Raw genomic sequence first — 13,433 nt, 5'->3', positions numbered from 1 at the left:
GAGCAGTACTAATAGATCGAGGACTTAATCGAGTAAGAGTTTACAGCAGTTTGAAGTGTTTTAAATCATTAACTTAATATCTAGTTTTGAAGGTACGAGTATCAAACAGTGTAGTGACGATAGTGAGAAGGATACACCTGTTCCCATGCCGAACACAGAAGTTAAGCTTCTCCGCGTCGAAAGTAGTTGGTGGGAAACTACCCGCGAGGATAGAGAGTCGCTACGCTGTCTCATGATGGAGGATTAGCTCAGCTGGGAGAGCATCTGCCTTACAAGCAGGAGGTCACAGGTTCGATCCCTGTATCCTCCATATCATGAGCCGTTAGCTCAGTTGGTAGAGCATCTGACTTTTAATCAGAGGGTCGACAGTTCGAACCTGTCACGGCTCATTTGCAACATATATACGCACCATGCGGGTGTGGCGGAATTGGCAGACGCGCTAGATTTAGGTTCTAGTGTCCTTTGGACATGAAGGTTCAAGTCCTTTCACCCGTATTCAATATTGTTGTTGCAATATTGAGTTTCATTTAGTAAAATATGAAAGTATTGTTTTTATGCCGACTTAGCTCAGCTGGCAGAGCATCTGTCTTGTAAACAGGGGGTCGGAGGTTCGAATCCTCTAGTCGGCATAATGCGGAAGTAGTTCAGTGGTAGAACATCACCTTGCCATGGTGGGGGTCGCGGGTTCGAATCCCGTCTTCCGCTTTCATTATAGTAACGCCGGGGTGGCGGAACTGGCAGACGCACAGGACTTAAAATCCTGCGGTAAGTAATTACCGTACCGGTTCGATTCCGGTCCTCGGCACTATAATGAATATGCACCTATAGCGCAATTGGATAGAGTGTCTGACTACGAATCAGAAGGTTGTAGGTTCGACTCCTACTAGGTGCATTGCTCCAAATATTCAATCTCGGGAAGTGGCTCAGCTTGGTAGAGCACCTGGTTTGGGACCAGGGGGTCGCAGGTTCGAATCCTGTCTTCCCGATAGGCAATTTATGTTGTCAGTATCACAGTTTTTGGCGGTGTAGCTCAGCTGGCTAGAGCGTCCGGTTCATACCCGGGAGGTCGGGGGTTCGATCCCCTTCGCCGCTATTATTCCGGACCTTTAGCTCAGTTGGTTAGAGCAGGCGGCTCATAACCGCTCGGTCGTAGGTTCGAGTCCTACAGGGTCCATCGTTTTGTATGGACCTTAACAATTATTGTTATCGCGGGATGGAGCAGTCTGGTAGCTCGTCGGGCTCATAACCCGAAGGTCGTAGGTTCAAATCCTTCTCCCGCAATTGTTTTAAAAATTAATTTGGTTCCTTGGTCTAGTTGGTTAGGACGCCTGCCTGTCACGCAGGAGATCGCGGGTTCGATTCCCGCAGGGACCGTTGATAGTTATCTATCATAAGAAGTAGTAGCCGTAAGGTAATATGCGGGTGTAGTTTAGTGGTAAAACCACAGCCTTCCAAGCTGTTGTCGCGAGTTCGATTCTCGTCACCCGCTTTGCCACTTTTATGGGCCTATAGCTCAGCTGGTTTAGAGCGCACGCCTGATAAGCGTGAGGTCGATGGTTCAAGTCCATTTAGGCCCACTATATCTGGAGAAGTACTCAAGTGGCTGAAGAGGCGCCCCTGCTAAGGGTGTAGGTCGCGTAAGCGGCGCGAGGGTTCAAATCCCTCCTTCTCCGTTAATATGACCCGTTGGTCAAGTGGTTAAGACACCGCCCTTTCACGGCGGTAACATGAGTTCAAATCTCGTACGGGTCATTGATGCTAGTCATCAAGAATTAAATAGCTTTACGTATTAAGCAATGGAGGATTACCCAAGTCCGGCTTAAGGGAACGGTCTTGAAAACCGTCAGGTCGCGAAAGCGGCGCGTGGGTTCGAATCCCACATCCTCCTTAGTGGGTAGCATGTGATATTTTTATTATCGCGGGATGGAGCAGTCTGGTAGCTCGTCGGGCTCATAACCCGAAGGTCGTAGGTTCAAATCCTGCTCCCGCAATTTGTTTTGAAAAAATTAAATTTGGTTCCTTGGTCTAGTTGGTTAGGACGCCTGCCTGTCACGCAGGAGATCGCGGGTTCGATTCCCGCAGGGACCGTTAATGGCTCGGTAGCTCAGTTGGTAGAGCAATGGATTGAAGCTCCATGTGTCGGCGGTTCGATTCCGTCCCGCGCCATTTTGGAGGGGTAGCGAAGTCTGGCTAAACGCGGCGGACTGTAAATCCGCTCCTTCGGGTTCGGTGGTTCGAATCCACTCCCCTCCATATTTAGGGATATAGTTTAAAGGTAGAACTACGGTCTCCAAAACCGTCGGTGTGGGTTCAATTCCTACTATCCCTGTTTCTACCTTTTATCATGGCGGTATTGGTGAAGTGGTTAACACACCGGTTTGTGGCACCGGCACACGTGGGTTCGACTCCCACATACCGCCCTTCATTGGGTTATAGCCAAGCGGTAAGGCAACGGACTTTGACTCCGTCATGCGCTGGTTCGAATCCAGCTAACCCAATTGCTGTAAAAAAAGAATATGGCGGTATAGCCAAGTGGTAAGGCAGAGGTCTGCAAAACCTTCATCACCGGTTCAAATCCGGTTACCGCCTTTGGTTATGCTTAAATAATCAGGCATAGAGATATGCCGGTGTGGCGGAATTGGCAGACGCGCAGGATTCAAAATCCTGTTCCCACTAGGGAGTATCGGTTCGACCCCGATCACCGGTATTGAGGTTTTTAAAACCAAATATCAGTTAGCTCAAATTGTTGTTAAATCAATGATTTGAGCTTTTTTTGTATCTCCAAATAATGGGATTTTGAAATTCTGCACATATTTCGCACATTACTAAATTTGAATTAATTAATTTCAAAATGGTCAACTATGACAGAAACGGCTTTTTTACCATTATATTTTGAACTAAAAGAATATCCATCATGAACTTTGACTTTACCGTTAATGAAGCCTTGAATAGTTATCTTATTGCCGATCTTAATGGTTTTGCTAGTTTTGATAGTTGTGACGAAGTATTGATTGCTAGTCTTTAATGGAGTTAGTAGCAAATGATAAGTATTTTGATCATCAAGGTAAATATCTTTTACGAAGAAATTTCTTAAAGTTAAATTCATAAACAACACGTTACTACTATATTGTTCCATAGAAGTTATATCCAGCTCCTTAGAGATGTCTGGATACTTATCGCTAGTCGTTTTCTTATGAGATTGAGAAACGGCTTGTACGTCGCTTTTAAGGTCATTTTTTAAAGGGTTGAAACTTTCTATACTACAATCAGACAAAAAAATAAGGCTAGTAATTAAAGCAATCCGTTTTCGATTCATAATATCCTCCAAATAACTATTTACGTTTAGTATAATTCTTTAAATATGTTGATATGTACGTAAATGGATAGCTAATTATTTGTAAATGATAATTTTATATTTATTGCTTAATCAAATATAATAATAATTTAAATTCAATAATCGACTTTATTTGGTATCTAAAAAATTTTTGACTTGTTAAGATGATTACAAAAAACGGGAGAAACTACACGCCAATGTCTTTAACTAAAAAACACTTAATCGAAACTACTTACCGAGAATTTTCTAGTCGACGAATTGATAAATTTACTTTAGTAGAGTTAGCTCAAAAGGCTACTGTTAGTCGTAGTACAATTTATAATAATTTTGGCAGTTTAGAATACGTATATAAAGATTTGATTGAGAAGATTATTCTTAAAGAAATTACACGAGGTTGTCAATCGTATGAAGAATTGATCAAAAATCTTGTTACTTATATTTATGACAATAAAATGCTTTGCTTGAATTTATATCGACAAACTATTCCTTTTATTAATCAAGAACACGTTCATCGTCAAATAATAGAGGATTTCAGTAAAATATTGATTCAATATAATCAAGAAAAAGAAGTCAGTAATGTGGCCATGGATGCGCTCATTTTAATGTTAAAAAAGCAATTCGACAATAATTTAAGAACTAATCAAATTGAAATGACTGAGATTTTAGTGAAATATGGACATTTTTTATTTAATGTATAAAATTGGACATTTTCAGAAAAATGTAGATTCTCAGATGAAAATGAACACGTTAAAATATATTTGTAATCAGGAATGATTATAAAAAAATAAAGAGGAGAATTGCGGGAATAGTTTTATAGATAAAAAAACAATGATTCGTTGTGGGGTCATTGTTTTAACTGTGTGTTTTTTCACATTTGAGATTATTATTAAATCATGTATTATATATACTTGAGGTGAAAAAATGTTTAGAAATGCTAAAGAGGAAGATGCAGATCAGATATTGCCAATTTTGTTCCAAATCTTTGATGAAATGGAATTAGATGTTTTCAAAAAAGTTGGCGACGAAAAGATGGCTCAAGTTATCAAAGAAGGCTTTTTCCAACCAGGTTATCGCTATGGATTGGATAATATCTTAGTTAATGAGATTGATGGCAAAGTAGTAGCAATCATGGTCGGTTATCCAGAAGAAGCGGAGGATACAATTGACGAACCTTTGAAGAAAATCATGCACAAGTATGGTATTGAAGAAGATAACTTATTTGGCGATAAGGAAGCATGGCCTGGTGAATGGTATTTGGATTCATTTGCAGTTGCTCCAGAATTCCAAGGTAAGGGTATCGGAACTGCAACTATGGAACACTTTATTGAAGTAATCCGTGATCGTGGCGAAAAAATATTGAGTTTAAATGTTGACGTTGATAATGCACCTGCCAGACATGTTTATGATAAAACTGGCTTCAAACAAGTTGGACAATTATATATCGGTAGTCATTTGTATGACCACATGCAATATGATTTAACTAAATAAAAGACCCTTCCTTTAAGTAGGAAAGGTCTTTTATTTATTAAAATTATTTAGATAAGGCATTTTAGATTTTAAACCTAGGTTATCTAAATCAGTTTTTGGTGCCAAAGTAGGTAGTTTAATGTATTTATCTAAAAAGATAGCTAATAAAGTACTCATTGGACCGTCATCCAAATTACTAAATGATAACTCTAATCCAGGATGACCTTGGCTTAATATGGTTGGTTGAACTTGCAAAATTTCTTTGCCAGCTTGAGTTACGTGGTAGTTGGATTCAACCAAGTTACCGATGACACTCCAATTGACTTTACTCAAGTAAACGAATTTCAAGTCGATCATTGGTAATGCGTTGATGGTAGCTTTTTCTTCACCATTGATTTTAATAGAGTAAATTTTTAGAAAGTTATTTTTTAAACTTATTTCACCAATTAACGTATTTAAACGATTATATAATTTGATCAAGAAAGGATTGTCTTTGTCACGTGAGGCTATAAAGACGGTTTCCTTGCTCTGATTGGCAATGACTAAAATATTGCCAACTGCTAAATCTGCTTTACGAATATAAAGCTCCATGATTAGTCCTGCTTTTGATCCTCAATCGTTTTTTCAATGATTTGAGCCACGCCATCGTTGGCATTATTGTCAGTTTCAACTTGGGCGATTTCCTTAATGGCTGGAATAGCATTTTTCATAGCTACACCGACTCCAGCATCTCTGATCATGGAATAATCGTTTAAATTATCTCCAATTGCCATAATTTCATCAGGTGAGATATTACGTTTTTTGGCATATTGTAGAAGCGCAATTCCTTTTTGAGCATCGACACTATTAACTTCGACGTTATTAGGGGATGAGGAAGTGACAACTACATCTTTAATATTTTTGGTGATTTCTTTTTTCATAGGAGCAAGTACTCTATGTTGATGTTCATTGAAGCCAATCAATTTCATGATTTTAAAAGACTTATCACTGAAGATATGGTCATAACTATCCACGAAGTTCATTGGCATCATTTTGACACGTTCTTGAGTATCTCTTAAAGCTTGTTTAAAAGAAGTGCCAGGATTTAATTTTACTAGCAAATTGGCTAAATTATTGACTCTAGCTTCACGGTCATTTGAAAAAATTCCTTTATCAGTAACGACTTCAAAATAAACATTATATTTGTGAAAGTAGTCAACGACTTTATTTTGAGATTCTGCTGAAATTGGATTGCTAGAAATTAATTTTTCATCGCTGTCAAAGACCTCAGCTCCATTTAAAGTGATATATCCTGGATGAACTTGATTTCTTAAAAATGGTTTGGCCTCACTCAAACCACGGCCAGTAGCAATTAAAAATTCAATGCCAGCCTTTTGTGCATCCTTGATTGCTTGGATGTTACGATCTGAAACCTCCATCTTTTCGTTTAGTAAAGTACCATCCATATCGGATGCGATTAATTTAATCATAAAGTTTCCTCCGAATGCGTTATGCTATAAGTGAATGTTACCATATTTTATGGCATTATATATCAAAACAGGTAGGTGTAAATTTGAAAACCTTAATAAATAATGATTGGCAAGAAGTTTTGAATGGTGAATTTGACAAACCGTATTATGAAAAACTTCGTGAATTTCTAGTAGAAGAATATAATACGCAAACTATTTATCCTGAGATGCACCATATTTATCAGGCTTTTGAGTGGACTCCCTTTTTAAAGACAAAAGTTGTCATCTTAGGGCAAGACCCTTATCATGAACCAAACCAAGCAATTGGTTGTAGTTTTGCCGTCCAACCAGGTGTAACGATTCCACCATCATTGCGTAATATTTACAAAGAATTACAAGATGATTTGGGTTGTAAACCAGTTAATCATGGCTATTTGAAATCTTGGGCTACTCAAGGAGTTTTATTACTCAACTCGGTTCTCACAGTGAGAAGAGGTCAAGCTAACTCCCATAAAGGCAAAGGCTGGGAAGAATTGACCGATTATGCTATCAAGGCCTTGTCAGAACGTGGTAAAGTTGTCTTTATTTTATGGGGTAATGCTGCTAAGAGTAAAATTCCTTTGATTGATCAATCGAAGAATACAATTATTTCTTCAACGCACCCAAGTCCATTTGCAGCTAGATATGGATTTTTTGGCTCCAAACCGTTTTCTAAAGCAAATCAAGCGCTTTTAAACTATAATGAAAAAGAAATCAATTGGCAGTTACCTGAACGTGCCGATGATGAAATGGAGGAAAAGTAATGGATTTATTTGAAAGTCTCAAGAACAAGATTAATGGAAAAGATTTAACAATTGTTTTCCCAGAAGGTGAAGAACCTAGAATTTTGGGTGCTGCCGTTCGTTTAGTTAAAGAAAATATTCTTAAACCTATTTTAATTGGTAATCAAGCGGAAATTGACAAGGTTGCTGATGAAAAATCATTTGATATTTCTGGTATTGAAATTATTGATCCTAAAAAATATGCTGACTTCGACACAATGGTCGAGAAATTTGTTGAACGTCGCAAAGGTAAGAACACTAAAGAACAAGCTGAAAAGATGCTTTTGGATAATAACTACTTTGGAACAATGCTAGTCTATATGGACAAAGCTGATGGGATGGTTTCCGGTGCTATTCATTCAACTGGTGATACTGTTCGTCCAGCTCTTCAAATTGTTAAAACAGCTCCCGGCAATTCAAGAATCAGTGGTTCATTCATCATGCAAAAAGGCGATGAACGTTATATGTTCGCTGATTGTGCTATCAACATTAATCCTAATGCTCAAGAATTGGCTGAAATTGCCGTTCAAACAGCTAAAGACGCTAATTTATTTGATATCGATCCTAAAGTTGCCATGTTGAGTTTTTCAACTAAAGGTAGTGCTAAGAGCGATGAGGTTACTAAAGTTGCTGAAGCTACTAAGATTGCTCATGAATTAGCACCTGATTTAGCTCTTGATGGTGAATTACAATTCGACGCAGCCTTTGTTCCTAGTGTTGGTGCTCAAAAAGCTCCAGATTCAAAAGTTGCAGGGCATGCAAATGTCTTTGTCTTTCCAGATCTTCAATCAGGAAACATTGGTTATAAGATTGCTCAAAGATTTGGTGGCTTTGAAGCTATTGGACCTATTTTGCAAGGCCTTGCTAAACCAATTTCTGATCTATCACGTGGCTGCAATGAAGAAGATGTTTACAAATCAGCTATTTTGACGGCAGCTTTAGCATTATAGAATTAAGGAGAAATTATGCTTGAATATCAAGTAATGACCCATTCATACGAAGAAACTGAAGATTTAGGTGAGAAATTAGCACAACTACTAAAGCCAAGTGATGTTGTAGTCTTAAACGGTGATTTAGGAGTAGGTAAAACTACCTTAACCCGAGGATTAGCTCGAGGATTGGGCATTAAGCGTAATGTAAAAAGTCCTACGTTTACTTTAATTCGCGAGTATAAAGATGGTAGGATCCCTCTGTATCATATGGATGCCTACCGTTTAGAAAGTAGTCCTGATGAAGATTTAGGTTTCGATGAGTACTTCAATGGCGACGGTATAACGATGGTTGAGTGGCCTCAATTTATCAAAGATGAGATTCCTGATGACCATTTGACAATTAATATTGAACGTTTGTCTGATACAGATCGCCAAGTTACTTTCAAGTTACATGGTGATAAATTTGATCAGCGAGGTTTTGACCAATTATGAGCCAACAATTAAAATTACGTGAAGCTATCCCAAAAGATGCGCAAAATTTATTAAATTTTTTGAAAAAAGTCAGTCAACAGAGTGATTTTATCTCGTTTGATGATATACAGTCGACAGCAGTTCGGGATGAAGAAATTTCTTTAGACGCAATTTTTCAATCTGAATATGATGAATTGATCATAGCAGTTTTAGACAATGAAATTATTGGCTATTGTCGTTTAGAAAGAATCGATGCTCGAAAGGCCGAATTTGGCGTAGTGGTCGATAAAGAATTTTGGAACAATGGAATTGCTTCTTATTTGCTAGAAGAAGCAATTGATTGGGCCAGTGATTCGCCACTAGAAAAAATAATTTTGGAAGTATACAAAAATAACCCAGCCGCAATTCATATTTATCAAAAATATGGATTTACGACTGAGTTAACAAAAGATAAAACAATAGTAATGACAAAGATGGTTAAGTGAGCTTAATCATCTTTTTTATTTGTTCAGTTCCAAATTGTTGTTCTGTTTTAAGCAAGATTTCAGCGCAAGCCACACTATCAGCTAAGGCGTTATGGTGATTTTTCAAGTCGATATTTAAAGCTTTTGAAACAGTATTTAATTTGTGATTGGGAAAGTCTGGATAAAATTTTCGACTTGTTCTCAAAGTATCTATAGTTAAATATTTTGGAGCCATAATGCCATAATTAGTTAAAGTATTTTTTAAAACACTATTGTCGAAACTGGCATTGTGCGCTGCAACGAGGTGACTATTGTCAAAGAGTGGTTCAATGTGAGGCCAAACTTGATCAAAAGTTGGTGCATCTTGAACGTCTTGAGGCGTTATGTGGTGGATTTGAATGTTACGTGGGCTGAAGACTTCTCGTGGATTGATCAGTGTATAAAAGCTATCCACGATTTTATTTTCCCGCACGAGAACTAAAGCCAATGAACAGGCACTGGAGCGTTTGCCATTAGCTGTTTCAAAATCCATGGCGACGAAATTCATAGATTATTCTCCTTTAATATTAAGGTCTAATTCAATTGGGCAATGGTCTGATCCATAAATGTCAGTTAAAATATCGGCATTTTGAATCAATTGCTGACCATTTTTAGAAACGACGAAATAATCGATTCTCCACCCAGCGTTATTTTTACGAGCATTAAAACGATAACTCCACCATGAATATTTAATTTCTTCTGGGTGAAGCAGTCTAAAACTATCGATAAACCCACTGTCGAGCAATTGACTAAATTTATCACGTTCTTGGTCAGAAAAACCAGGATTCTTGTGATTAGTCTTAGGATTCTTTAAGTCAATTTCTTCGTGAGCAACATTTAAATCACCACAAAGAATAACGGGTTTATCGGCTGATAATTGTAACATATATTTCCGTAAAGCATCGTCATAACGCATCCGATAATCGACACGCTTTAATTTTGGTTGTGAATTAGGTGTATAGCTGTTGATTAAATAAAAATCAGGGAATTCTAAGGTTATTGTGCGTCCTTCATCGTCAAATTCTTCGATACCCAAACCTTGTTTGAAAGAAATCGGTTCAGCTTTTGAAAAAATAGCTGTTCCAGAATAACCTTTTTTCTTAGCATAAAAGAAATATTGATGATAACCAGGCAAATCAAGATCTAGTTGTCCTTCTTGCATTTTAGTCTCTTGAATGCTAAAAACATCAGCATTTAATTGTTGAAAGGTAGGTACGAAATCTTTTTTGACGACAGCACGTAAACCGTTTACATTCCAAGATATTAGTTTCATTAAAATCACCTCGGCATAATTATAGCATTATTGGGATGCCTGTTTGGTCGTTAAGTAACTAACTATGTGATAAAATTAGACGTAAGTCTTAGTAACATAAAGGATGATGAATATTGAATTTTCCAGTTGAAAAATTACCAAATATTGAATTTAAGTTAAATGAACCACTTAGTAAATATACATTTACTAAAACTGGTGGAAATGCTGATACTTTGGCCTTTCCAAAAACACGTGAAGAGTTGATTCAAATCGTTGATACTGCACGTGTCAATCAAGTGCCAATCACAGTTATTGGTAATGCCAGTAATTTAATTATTAAAGATGGTGGCATACGTGGCATTGTGATTATTTTGCCTAACTTTAAAAAGATTGAAGTTTCTGAAACCAAAGTTACGGCTGAAGCTGGTGCAACAATTATTAATACGACGATTGCTGCACAAAAAGCTGGTTTAACAGGCATAGAATTTGCAGCTGGAATCCCTGGAAGTGTAGGGGGAGCTGTTTTCATGAATGCTGGAGCTTATGGTGGAGAGATTAAAGATGTTTTTGAATCTGCCGAAGTTTTATTGCCTGATGGACACATTACGACTTTGACGCATGATGAAATGAATTTTAGTTACCGTCACAGTACTGTTCAAGACGATGGCGGTATCGTTATAAGCGCTACGTTCTCACTAAAACGTGGTAATAAAGATGTTATTCAAGAAGAAATGGATCGTCTAAATGCATTGAGACGTTCTAAACAACCTTTGGAATACCCATCATGTGGTAGTGTCTTTAAACGTCCTAAAGGTCACTTCACTGGTCCTTTGATCATCAAAGCTGGTTTGCAAGGTAAGATGGTCGGCGGGGCTCAAGTTTCTATGAAGCATGCTGGTTTTATCGTTAATGTCAAACATGCCACAGCAACTGATTATATGAATTTGATTCATCTGATTCAAAAGACTGTTAAAGAAAAGTTTGATGTTGAACTTCATACCGAAGTTCGCATTATTGGTGAAGACAAAAAATAAAAGAACGGTAGGTGTTGTCTGTGGAAATACTTGAATCAATTATTTTGATTCTTTCACTCTTAATTATTGCCAATATTGTTAGTCACTACTTTGTGTCGATTCCACCGAGTTTGTTACAAATTGCAGCTGGTGTTTTGGCGGCATTGTTTATGCACGTTAAAATTTATGTCGATACAGAGTGGTTTTTGTTAGCGTTTATTGCGCCGATTTTGTTTAATGATGGAAATAATTTTCCTAAACGAGAACTTTGGAAACTCAAGGGTCCAATTTTAGGTAATGCAATTATTCTGGTCATTATTTCAACTTTAGTCGGTGGAGTATTCGTGAAATTTTTAATCCCAAGTTTACCTTGGGCAACCGCCTTTACATTAGTAGCGGTTTTATCACCAACCGATCCAATCGCGGTTCAATCGATTGCTAAAAAGGCACATATTCCCGACAAACTAATGCATCTAATCAGTGGTGAAAGTTTGATTAATGATGCGTCTGGTTTGATTTGCTTTAAATATGGGGTTGCTGCCACTGTTACTGGAATGTTCTCATTAAAGAGTGCTACGATCGATTTCTTCCATATTTCAATTGTTGGTGCTTTAGTGGGTGCAATAATGATTTGGATTTTTAACGGAATTAGATTGTATTTGATCAATCAAGGTGTGGATGATTCAATTTTGCATGCCATAATCCAAATTATTATTCCATTTATTATTTACTACGTTGCCGAAGACGTTTTTGATGTTTCTGGAGTTGTAGCAGTCGTAATTGCTGGTATTTTGAATATTTCTTCAAATCACAATATGAGTGCTTTTACACCGGAAATTCGACTGATTACGTCAAGAACCTGGGATTTGGTCGTTTACGTTTTAAACGGGATTGTCTTTGTCCTATTAGGAATTGAAATACCTTTTGCAATGGAAGAATTAGTTCATAATGATAATATCAATACATTTTGGGCAACAATTTTAGCCTTTGCTATTTGGGTAATGTTAGTTGTGATTAGATTTGCTTGGAGTTACGTTTACTCGACATTTTCTAACAATCCTGACGGCAAAATCAAATTGTGGTCTAAAACTAGACTTTACGATTGTTTAATGTCCGGGATTTCTGGAGTTCGTGGGGCTGTAACCATGGTCGGTGTCTTGTCGCTACCAATGACAATCAAAGGTGGAGATCCATTTCCTTCTAGAACCTTGTTACTATTCGTTGCCAGTGCGGTAATTATTTTCAGTTTGTTGGGAGCAACGATCTTAATCCCACTTATGACTAAAAGCAGTGCTCCAGTTGCTTATCGTGGTAATACTTTTAGTTCCGATAATTCGGATGATTCTGACGATGAAGAAGAAGAAAGTGCACCAGTTGAATTAACTCAAATAGAAGCTAATCGTGTTATTTTGGACAAAACAGTCAAAAAGCTTCGTAATGAGATGGATGAAGGCGATACAGCGGTATATTCTTCAGTTATCGCTGAATATTTGAATGATATTAGAAATTTGAGCTTTCGCAATAATAATTCTAGTGTTGTTAGTCATCAAATCAGTAAGCGCCGCGTGAAGAGTAAAAAAGACGCCGAGCTGTGGGACATTTGTTTTAATTGTGAATTAGATGCGATTGATGAATTGTACGAAAATCACGAAATTTCGGATGATTCATATGATTTAGCTACGAGAAAAATTGCTAAGTACAAGAAAGAAATTGTCCATCGTCGCTACAATTCTACAATTGAATTTTTTATTAGCTATTTTAGAAGAACTTTCTTACAAATTAAACGTTGGATTTATCGTTCCGTTAAATATAATGACGTTCAGCAAATGAATCAAGATTCTATCAAGATATCAATTGCTGGGGCAAAGAAAGCTTTGGAAAAACTTCAAGAATTAGATCAATCTAATCAAGAAGATATTGATGATAACTTAATTTATATTTTCCAACGGCATTATGAAGATCGTCTAGAATTGTTGCAAGGTAAGTATCGTGGACGTTCTCCAGAATTCAATAGTGAACGAATGGCTTTAGAGGTTAAAGCTTTGAGTTATCAACGAGCTTTTGTCCAAGACATGTTGGAGCAAGGACGTGTCAGCAAATTAACTGCCAATGAATTACGAAAAAATATTAATTATAGCGAGGAAGTTATCAATACAGGTGTGGAATAAAACACAAATATGATAAACTTTTAT

13 protein-coding genes, 26 tRNA genes and 1 rRNA gene are annotated in these 13,433 nt (G+C 37.3%); 35 read left to right on the top strand and 5 right to left on the bottom strand.

Annotated elements, in window-relative coordinates:
- Positions 1–109: 109 nt before the first annotated feature.
- The 27 genes from rrf (at position 110) to FFM65_RS07675 (ending at position 2,707) form a co-directional block, all read left to right on the top strand.
- Positions 110–226: ribosomal RNA gene (gene rrf, locus FFM65_RS07805) — 5S ribosomal RNA — on the top strand.
- Positions 227–237: 11 nt separating this feature from the next.
- Positions 238–310, top strand: a tRNA-Val gene (locus FFM65_RS07800).
- 6 nt (positions 311–316) lie between these two features.
- Positions 317–389 (top strand) — tRNA-Lys (locus FFM65_RS07795).
- Positions 390–412: 23 nt separating this feature from the next.
- Positions 413–495, top strand: a tRNA-Leu gene (locus FFM65_RS07790).
- A 61-nt stretch (positions 496–556) separates the two neighbouring features.
- Positions 557–629, top strand: a tRNA-Thr gene (locus tag FFM65_RS07785).
- 4 nt (positions 630–633) lie between these two features.
- Positions 634–705: transfer RNA gene (locus tag FFM65_RS07780), tRNA-Gly, on the top strand.
- A 14-nt stretch (positions 706–719) separates the two neighbouring features.
- Positions 720–805: transfer RNA gene (locus FFM65_RS07775), tRNA-Leu, on the top strand.
- A 13-nt stretch (positions 806–818) separates the two neighbouring features.
- Positions 819–892 (top strand) — tRNA-Arg (locus FFM65_RS07770).
- A gap of 20 nt (positions 893–912) precedes the next feature.
- Positions 913–986 (top strand) — tRNA-Pro (locus tag FFM65_RS07765).
- 33 nt (positions 987–1,019) lie between these two features.
- Positions 1,020–1,093 (top strand) — tRNA-Met (locus FFM65_RS07760).
- A gap of 7 nt (positions 1,094–1,100) precedes the next feature.
- Positions 1,101–1,174 (top strand) — tRNA-Ile (locus FFM65_RS07755).
- A 33-nt stretch (positions 1,175–1,207) separates the two neighbouring features.
- A tRNA-Met gene (locus FFM65_RS07750) sits at positions 1,208–1,281 on the top strand.
- 19 nt (positions 1,282–1,300) lie between these two features.
- Positions 1,301–1,374, top strand: a tRNA-Asp gene (locus tag FFM65_RS07745).
- Between the two features lie 44 nt (positions 1,375–1,418).
- Positions 1,419–1,489 (top strand) — tRNA-Gly (locus FFM65_RS07740).
- Between the two features lie 13 nt (positions 1,490–1,502).
- Positions 1,503–1,577: transfer RNA gene (locus FFM65_RS07735), tRNA-Ile, on the top strand.
- A gap of 8 nt (positions 1,578–1,585) precedes the next feature.
- Positions 1,586–1,673, top strand: a tRNA-Ser gene (locus FFM65_RS07730).
- Between the two features lie 7 nt (positions 1,674–1,680).
- Positions 1,681–1,752 (top strand) — tRNA-Glu (locus tag FFM65_RS07725).
- A gap of 46 nt (positions 1,753–1,798) precedes the next feature.
- Positions 1,799–1,888, top strand: a tRNA-Ser gene (locus FFM65_RS07720).
- A gap of 29 nt (positions 1,889–1,917) precedes the next feature.
- Positions 1,918–1,991: transfer RNA gene (locus FFM65_RS07715), tRNA-Met, on the top strand.
- 23 nt (positions 1,992–2,014) lie between these two features.
- Positions 2,015–2,088 (top strand) — tRNA-Asp (locus tag FFM65_RS07710).
- Between the two features lie 5 nt (positions 2,089–2,093).
- A tRNA-Phe gene (locus tag FFM65_RS07705) sits at positions 2,094–2,166 on the top strand.
- Between the two features lie 4 nt (positions 2,167–2,170).
- Positions 2,171–2,253 (top strand) — tRNA-Tyr (locus tag FFM65_RS07700).
- Positions 2,254–2,258: 5 nt separating this feature from the next.
- Positions 2,259–2,329: transfer RNA gene (locus tag FFM65_RS07695), tRNA-Trp, on the top strand.
- Between the two features lie 18 nt (positions 2,330–2,347).
- Positions 2,348–2,420 (top strand) — tRNA-His (locus FFM65_RS07690).
- Between the two features lie 6 nt (positions 2,421–2,426).
- Positions 2,427–2,498: transfer RNA gene (locus FFM65_RS07685), tRNA-Gln, on the top strand.
- Between the two features lie 20 nt (positions 2,499–2,518).
- Positions 2,519–2,589, top strand: a tRNA-Cys gene (locus tag FFM65_RS07680).
- Positions 2,590–2,623: 34 nt separating this feature from the next.
- Positions 2,624–2,707 (top strand) — tRNA-Leu (locus FFM65_RS07675).
- Positions 2,708–2,836: 129 nt separating this feature from the next.
- Here FFM65_RS07675 and FFM65_RS07670 read toward each other — a convergent pair.
- The gene (locus tag FFM65_RS07670) at positions 2,837–3,316 is read right to left on the bottom strand and encodes a hypothetical protein (RefSeq protein ID WP_119318203.1); all 480 of its coding nucleotides are present in this window, start codon (positions 3,314–3,316) and stop codon (positions 2,837–2,839) included.
- 215 nt (positions 3,317–3,531) lie between these two features.
- Here FFM65_RS07670 and FFM65_RS07665 point away from each other — a divergent pair, with 215 nt between their 5' ends.
- Together FFM65_RS07665 and FFM65_RS07660 are read left to right on the top strand one after the other, a co-directional pair.
- Positions 3,532–4,032 (top strand): TetR/AcrR family transcriptional regulator, encoded by a 501-nt coding sequence (locus FFM65_RS07665; protein ID WP_162897951.1) that lies wholly within the window; start codon positions 3,532–3,534, stop codon positions 4,030–4,032.
- A gap of 223 nt (positions 4,033–4,255) precedes the next feature.
- Positions 4,256–4,822, top strand: a complete 567-nt coding sequence (locus FFM65_RS07660) for a GNAT family N-acetyltransferase (RefSeq protein WP_119318205.1) — start codon at positions 4,256–4,258, stop codon at positions 4,820–4,822.
- Positions 4,823–4,852: 30 nt separating this feature from the next.
- On the opposite strand, the gene FFM65_RS07655 is transcribed toward FFM65_RS07660, so the two are convergent.
- Together FFM65_RS07655 and FFM65_RS07650 are read right to left on the bottom strand one after the other, a co-directional pair.
- A complete protein-coding gene (locus FFM65_RS07655; RefSeq protein ID WP_119318206.1) occupies positions 4,853–5,392 on the bottom strand; it encodes an LURP-one-related/scramblase family protein in 540 nt (179 codons plus the stop codon).
- A 2-nt stretch (positions 5,393–5,394) separates the two neighbouring features.
- Entirely contained in the window at positions 5,395–6,270 is an 876-nt protein-coding gene (locus FFM65_RS07650) for a Cof-type HAD-IIB family hydrolase (RefSeq protein WP_119318207.1), read from the bottom strand.
- Positions 6,271–6,353: 83 nt separating this feature from the next.
- Between FFM65_RS07650 and FFM65_RS07645 the strand changes: the two genes are divergently transcribed.
- Genes FFM65_RS07645 through FFM65_RS07630 form a run of 4 tightly spaced genes read left to right on the top strand, consistent with a single transcriptional unit; the run spans position 6,354 to position 8,958 of the window.
- The gene (locus FFM65_RS07645) at positions 6,354–7,052 is read left to right on the top strand and encodes a uracil-DNA glycosylase (protein WP_119318208.1); all 699 of its coding nucleotides are present in this window, start codon (positions 6,354–6,356) and stop codon (positions 7,050–7,052) included.
- Positions 7,052–8,020: a phosphate acetyltransferase gene (gene pta, locus FFM65_RS07640; RefSeq protein ID WP_119318209.1), complete on the top strand. Its 969-nt coding sequence runs from the start codon at positions 7,052–7,054 to the stop codon at positions 8,018–8,020. The genes FFM65_RS07645 and pta overlap by 1 nt, the downstream gene beginning before the upstream one ends.
- Before the next feature lie 15 nt (positions 8,021–8,035).
- Complete coding sequence (gene tsaE / locus FFM65_RS07635) at positions 8,036–8,494, top strand: tRNA (adenosine(37)-N6)-threonylcarbamoyltransferase complex ATPase subunit type 1 TsaE (RefSeq protein WP_119318210.1); 459 nt, start codon at positions 8,036–8,038, stop codon at positions 8,492–8,494.
- Positions 8,491–8,958, top strand: a complete 468-nt coding sequence (locus tag FFM65_RS07630) for a GNAT family N-acetyltransferase (protein ID WP_119318211.1) — start codon at positions 8,491–8,493, stop codon at positions 8,956–8,958. Before tsaE ends, FFM65_RS07630 begins: the two co-directional genes overlap by 4 nt.
- Here FFM65_RS07630 and FFM65_RS07625 read toward each other — a convergent pair.
- On the bottom strand, positions 8,951–9,484 hold the full coding sequence (locus FFM65_RS07625) for a 3'-5' exonuclease (protein ID WP_119318212.1): 534 nt from the start codon (positions 9,482–9,484) through the stop codon (positions 8,951–8,953). The two genes, FFM65_RS07630 and FFM65_RS07625, sit on opposite strands and share 8 nt — an antisense overlap.
- 3 nt (positions 9,485–9,487) lie before the next feature.
- Positions 9,488–10,249 carry an exodeoxyribonuclease III gene (locus FFM65_RS07620; RefSeq protein WP_119318213.1) on the bottom strand — a complete coding sequence of 254 codons (762 nt, stop codon included), beginning with the start codon at positions 10,247–10,249 and terminating at the stop codon, positions 9,488–9,490.
- Positions 10,250–10,362: 113 nt separating this feature from the next.
- Between FFM65_RS07620 and murB the strand changes: the two genes are divergently transcribed.
- Together murB and FFM65_RS07610 are read left to right on the top strand one after the other, a co-directional pair.
- On the top strand, positions 10,363–11,262 hold the full coding sequence (gene murB, locus FFM65_RS07615) for a UDP-N-acetylmuramate dehydrogenase (RefSeq protein WP_119318214.1): 900 nt from the start codon (positions 10,363–10,365) through the stop codon (positions 11,260–11,262).
- Between the two features lie 20 nt (positions 11,263–11,282).
- Positions 11,283–13,409 (top strand): Na+/H+ antiporter, encoded by a 2,127-nt coding sequence (locus FFM65_RS07610; protein WP_119318215.1) that lies wholly within the window; start codon positions 11,283–11,285, stop codon positions 13,407–13,409.
- Positions 13,410–13,433 lie beyond the last annotated feature (24 nt).

The sequence above is a fragment of the Companilactobacillus formosensis genome, assembly GCF_005405305.1.
GTDB lineage: Bacteria > Bacillota > Bacilli > Lactobacillales > Lactobacillaceae > Companilactobacillus > Companilactobacillus formosensis.
Note: the sequence above shows the minus strand (reverse complement) of the source record. Positions and strands in the feature narration are given on the sequence as shown.

Excerpts from the sequence above, each read along its gene's own strand:
- pta (WP_119318209.1), top strand. The coding sequence starts at position 7,052 with ATGGATTTATTTGAAAGTCTCAAGAACAAGATTAATGGAAAAGATTTA.
- tsaE (WP_119318210.1), top strand. The coding sequence starts at position 8,036 with ATGCTTGAATATCAAGTAATGACCCATTCATACGAAGAAACTGAAGAT.
- FFM65_RS07670 (WP_119318203.1), bottom strand. The coding sequence starts at position 3,316 with ATGAATCGAAAACGGATTGCTTTAATTACTAGCCTTATTTTTTTGTCT.
- FFM65_RS07630 (WP_119318211.1), top strand. The coding sequence starts at position 8,491 with ATGAGCCAACAATTAAAATTACGTGAAGCTATCCCAAAAGATGCGCAA.
- FFM65_RS07650 (WP_119318207.1), bottom strand. The coding sequence starts at position 6,270 with ATGATTAAATTAATCGCATCCGATATGGATGGTACTTTACTAAACGAA.
- FFM65_RS07625 (WP_119318212.1), bottom strand. The coding sequence starts at position 9,484 with ATGAATTTCGTCGCCATGGATTTTGAAACAGCTAATGGCAAACGCTCC.
- FFM65_RS07620 (WP_119318213.1), bottom strand. The coding sequence starts at position 10,249 with ATGAAACTAATATCTTGGAATGTAAACGGTTTACGTGCTGTCGTCAAA.
- FFM65_RS07665 (WP_162897951.1), top strand. The coding sequence starts at position 3,532 with ATGTCTTTAACTAAAAAACACTTAATCGAAACTACTTACCGAGAATTT.
- FFM65_RS07660 (WP_119318205.1), top strand. The coding sequence starts at position 4,256 with ATGTTTAGAAATGCTAAAGAGGAAGATGCAGATCAGATATTGCCAATT.
- FFM65_RS07655 (WP_119318206.1), bottom strand. The coding sequence starts at position 5,392 with ATGGAGCTTTATATTCGTAAAGCAGATTTAGCAGTTGGCAATATTTTA.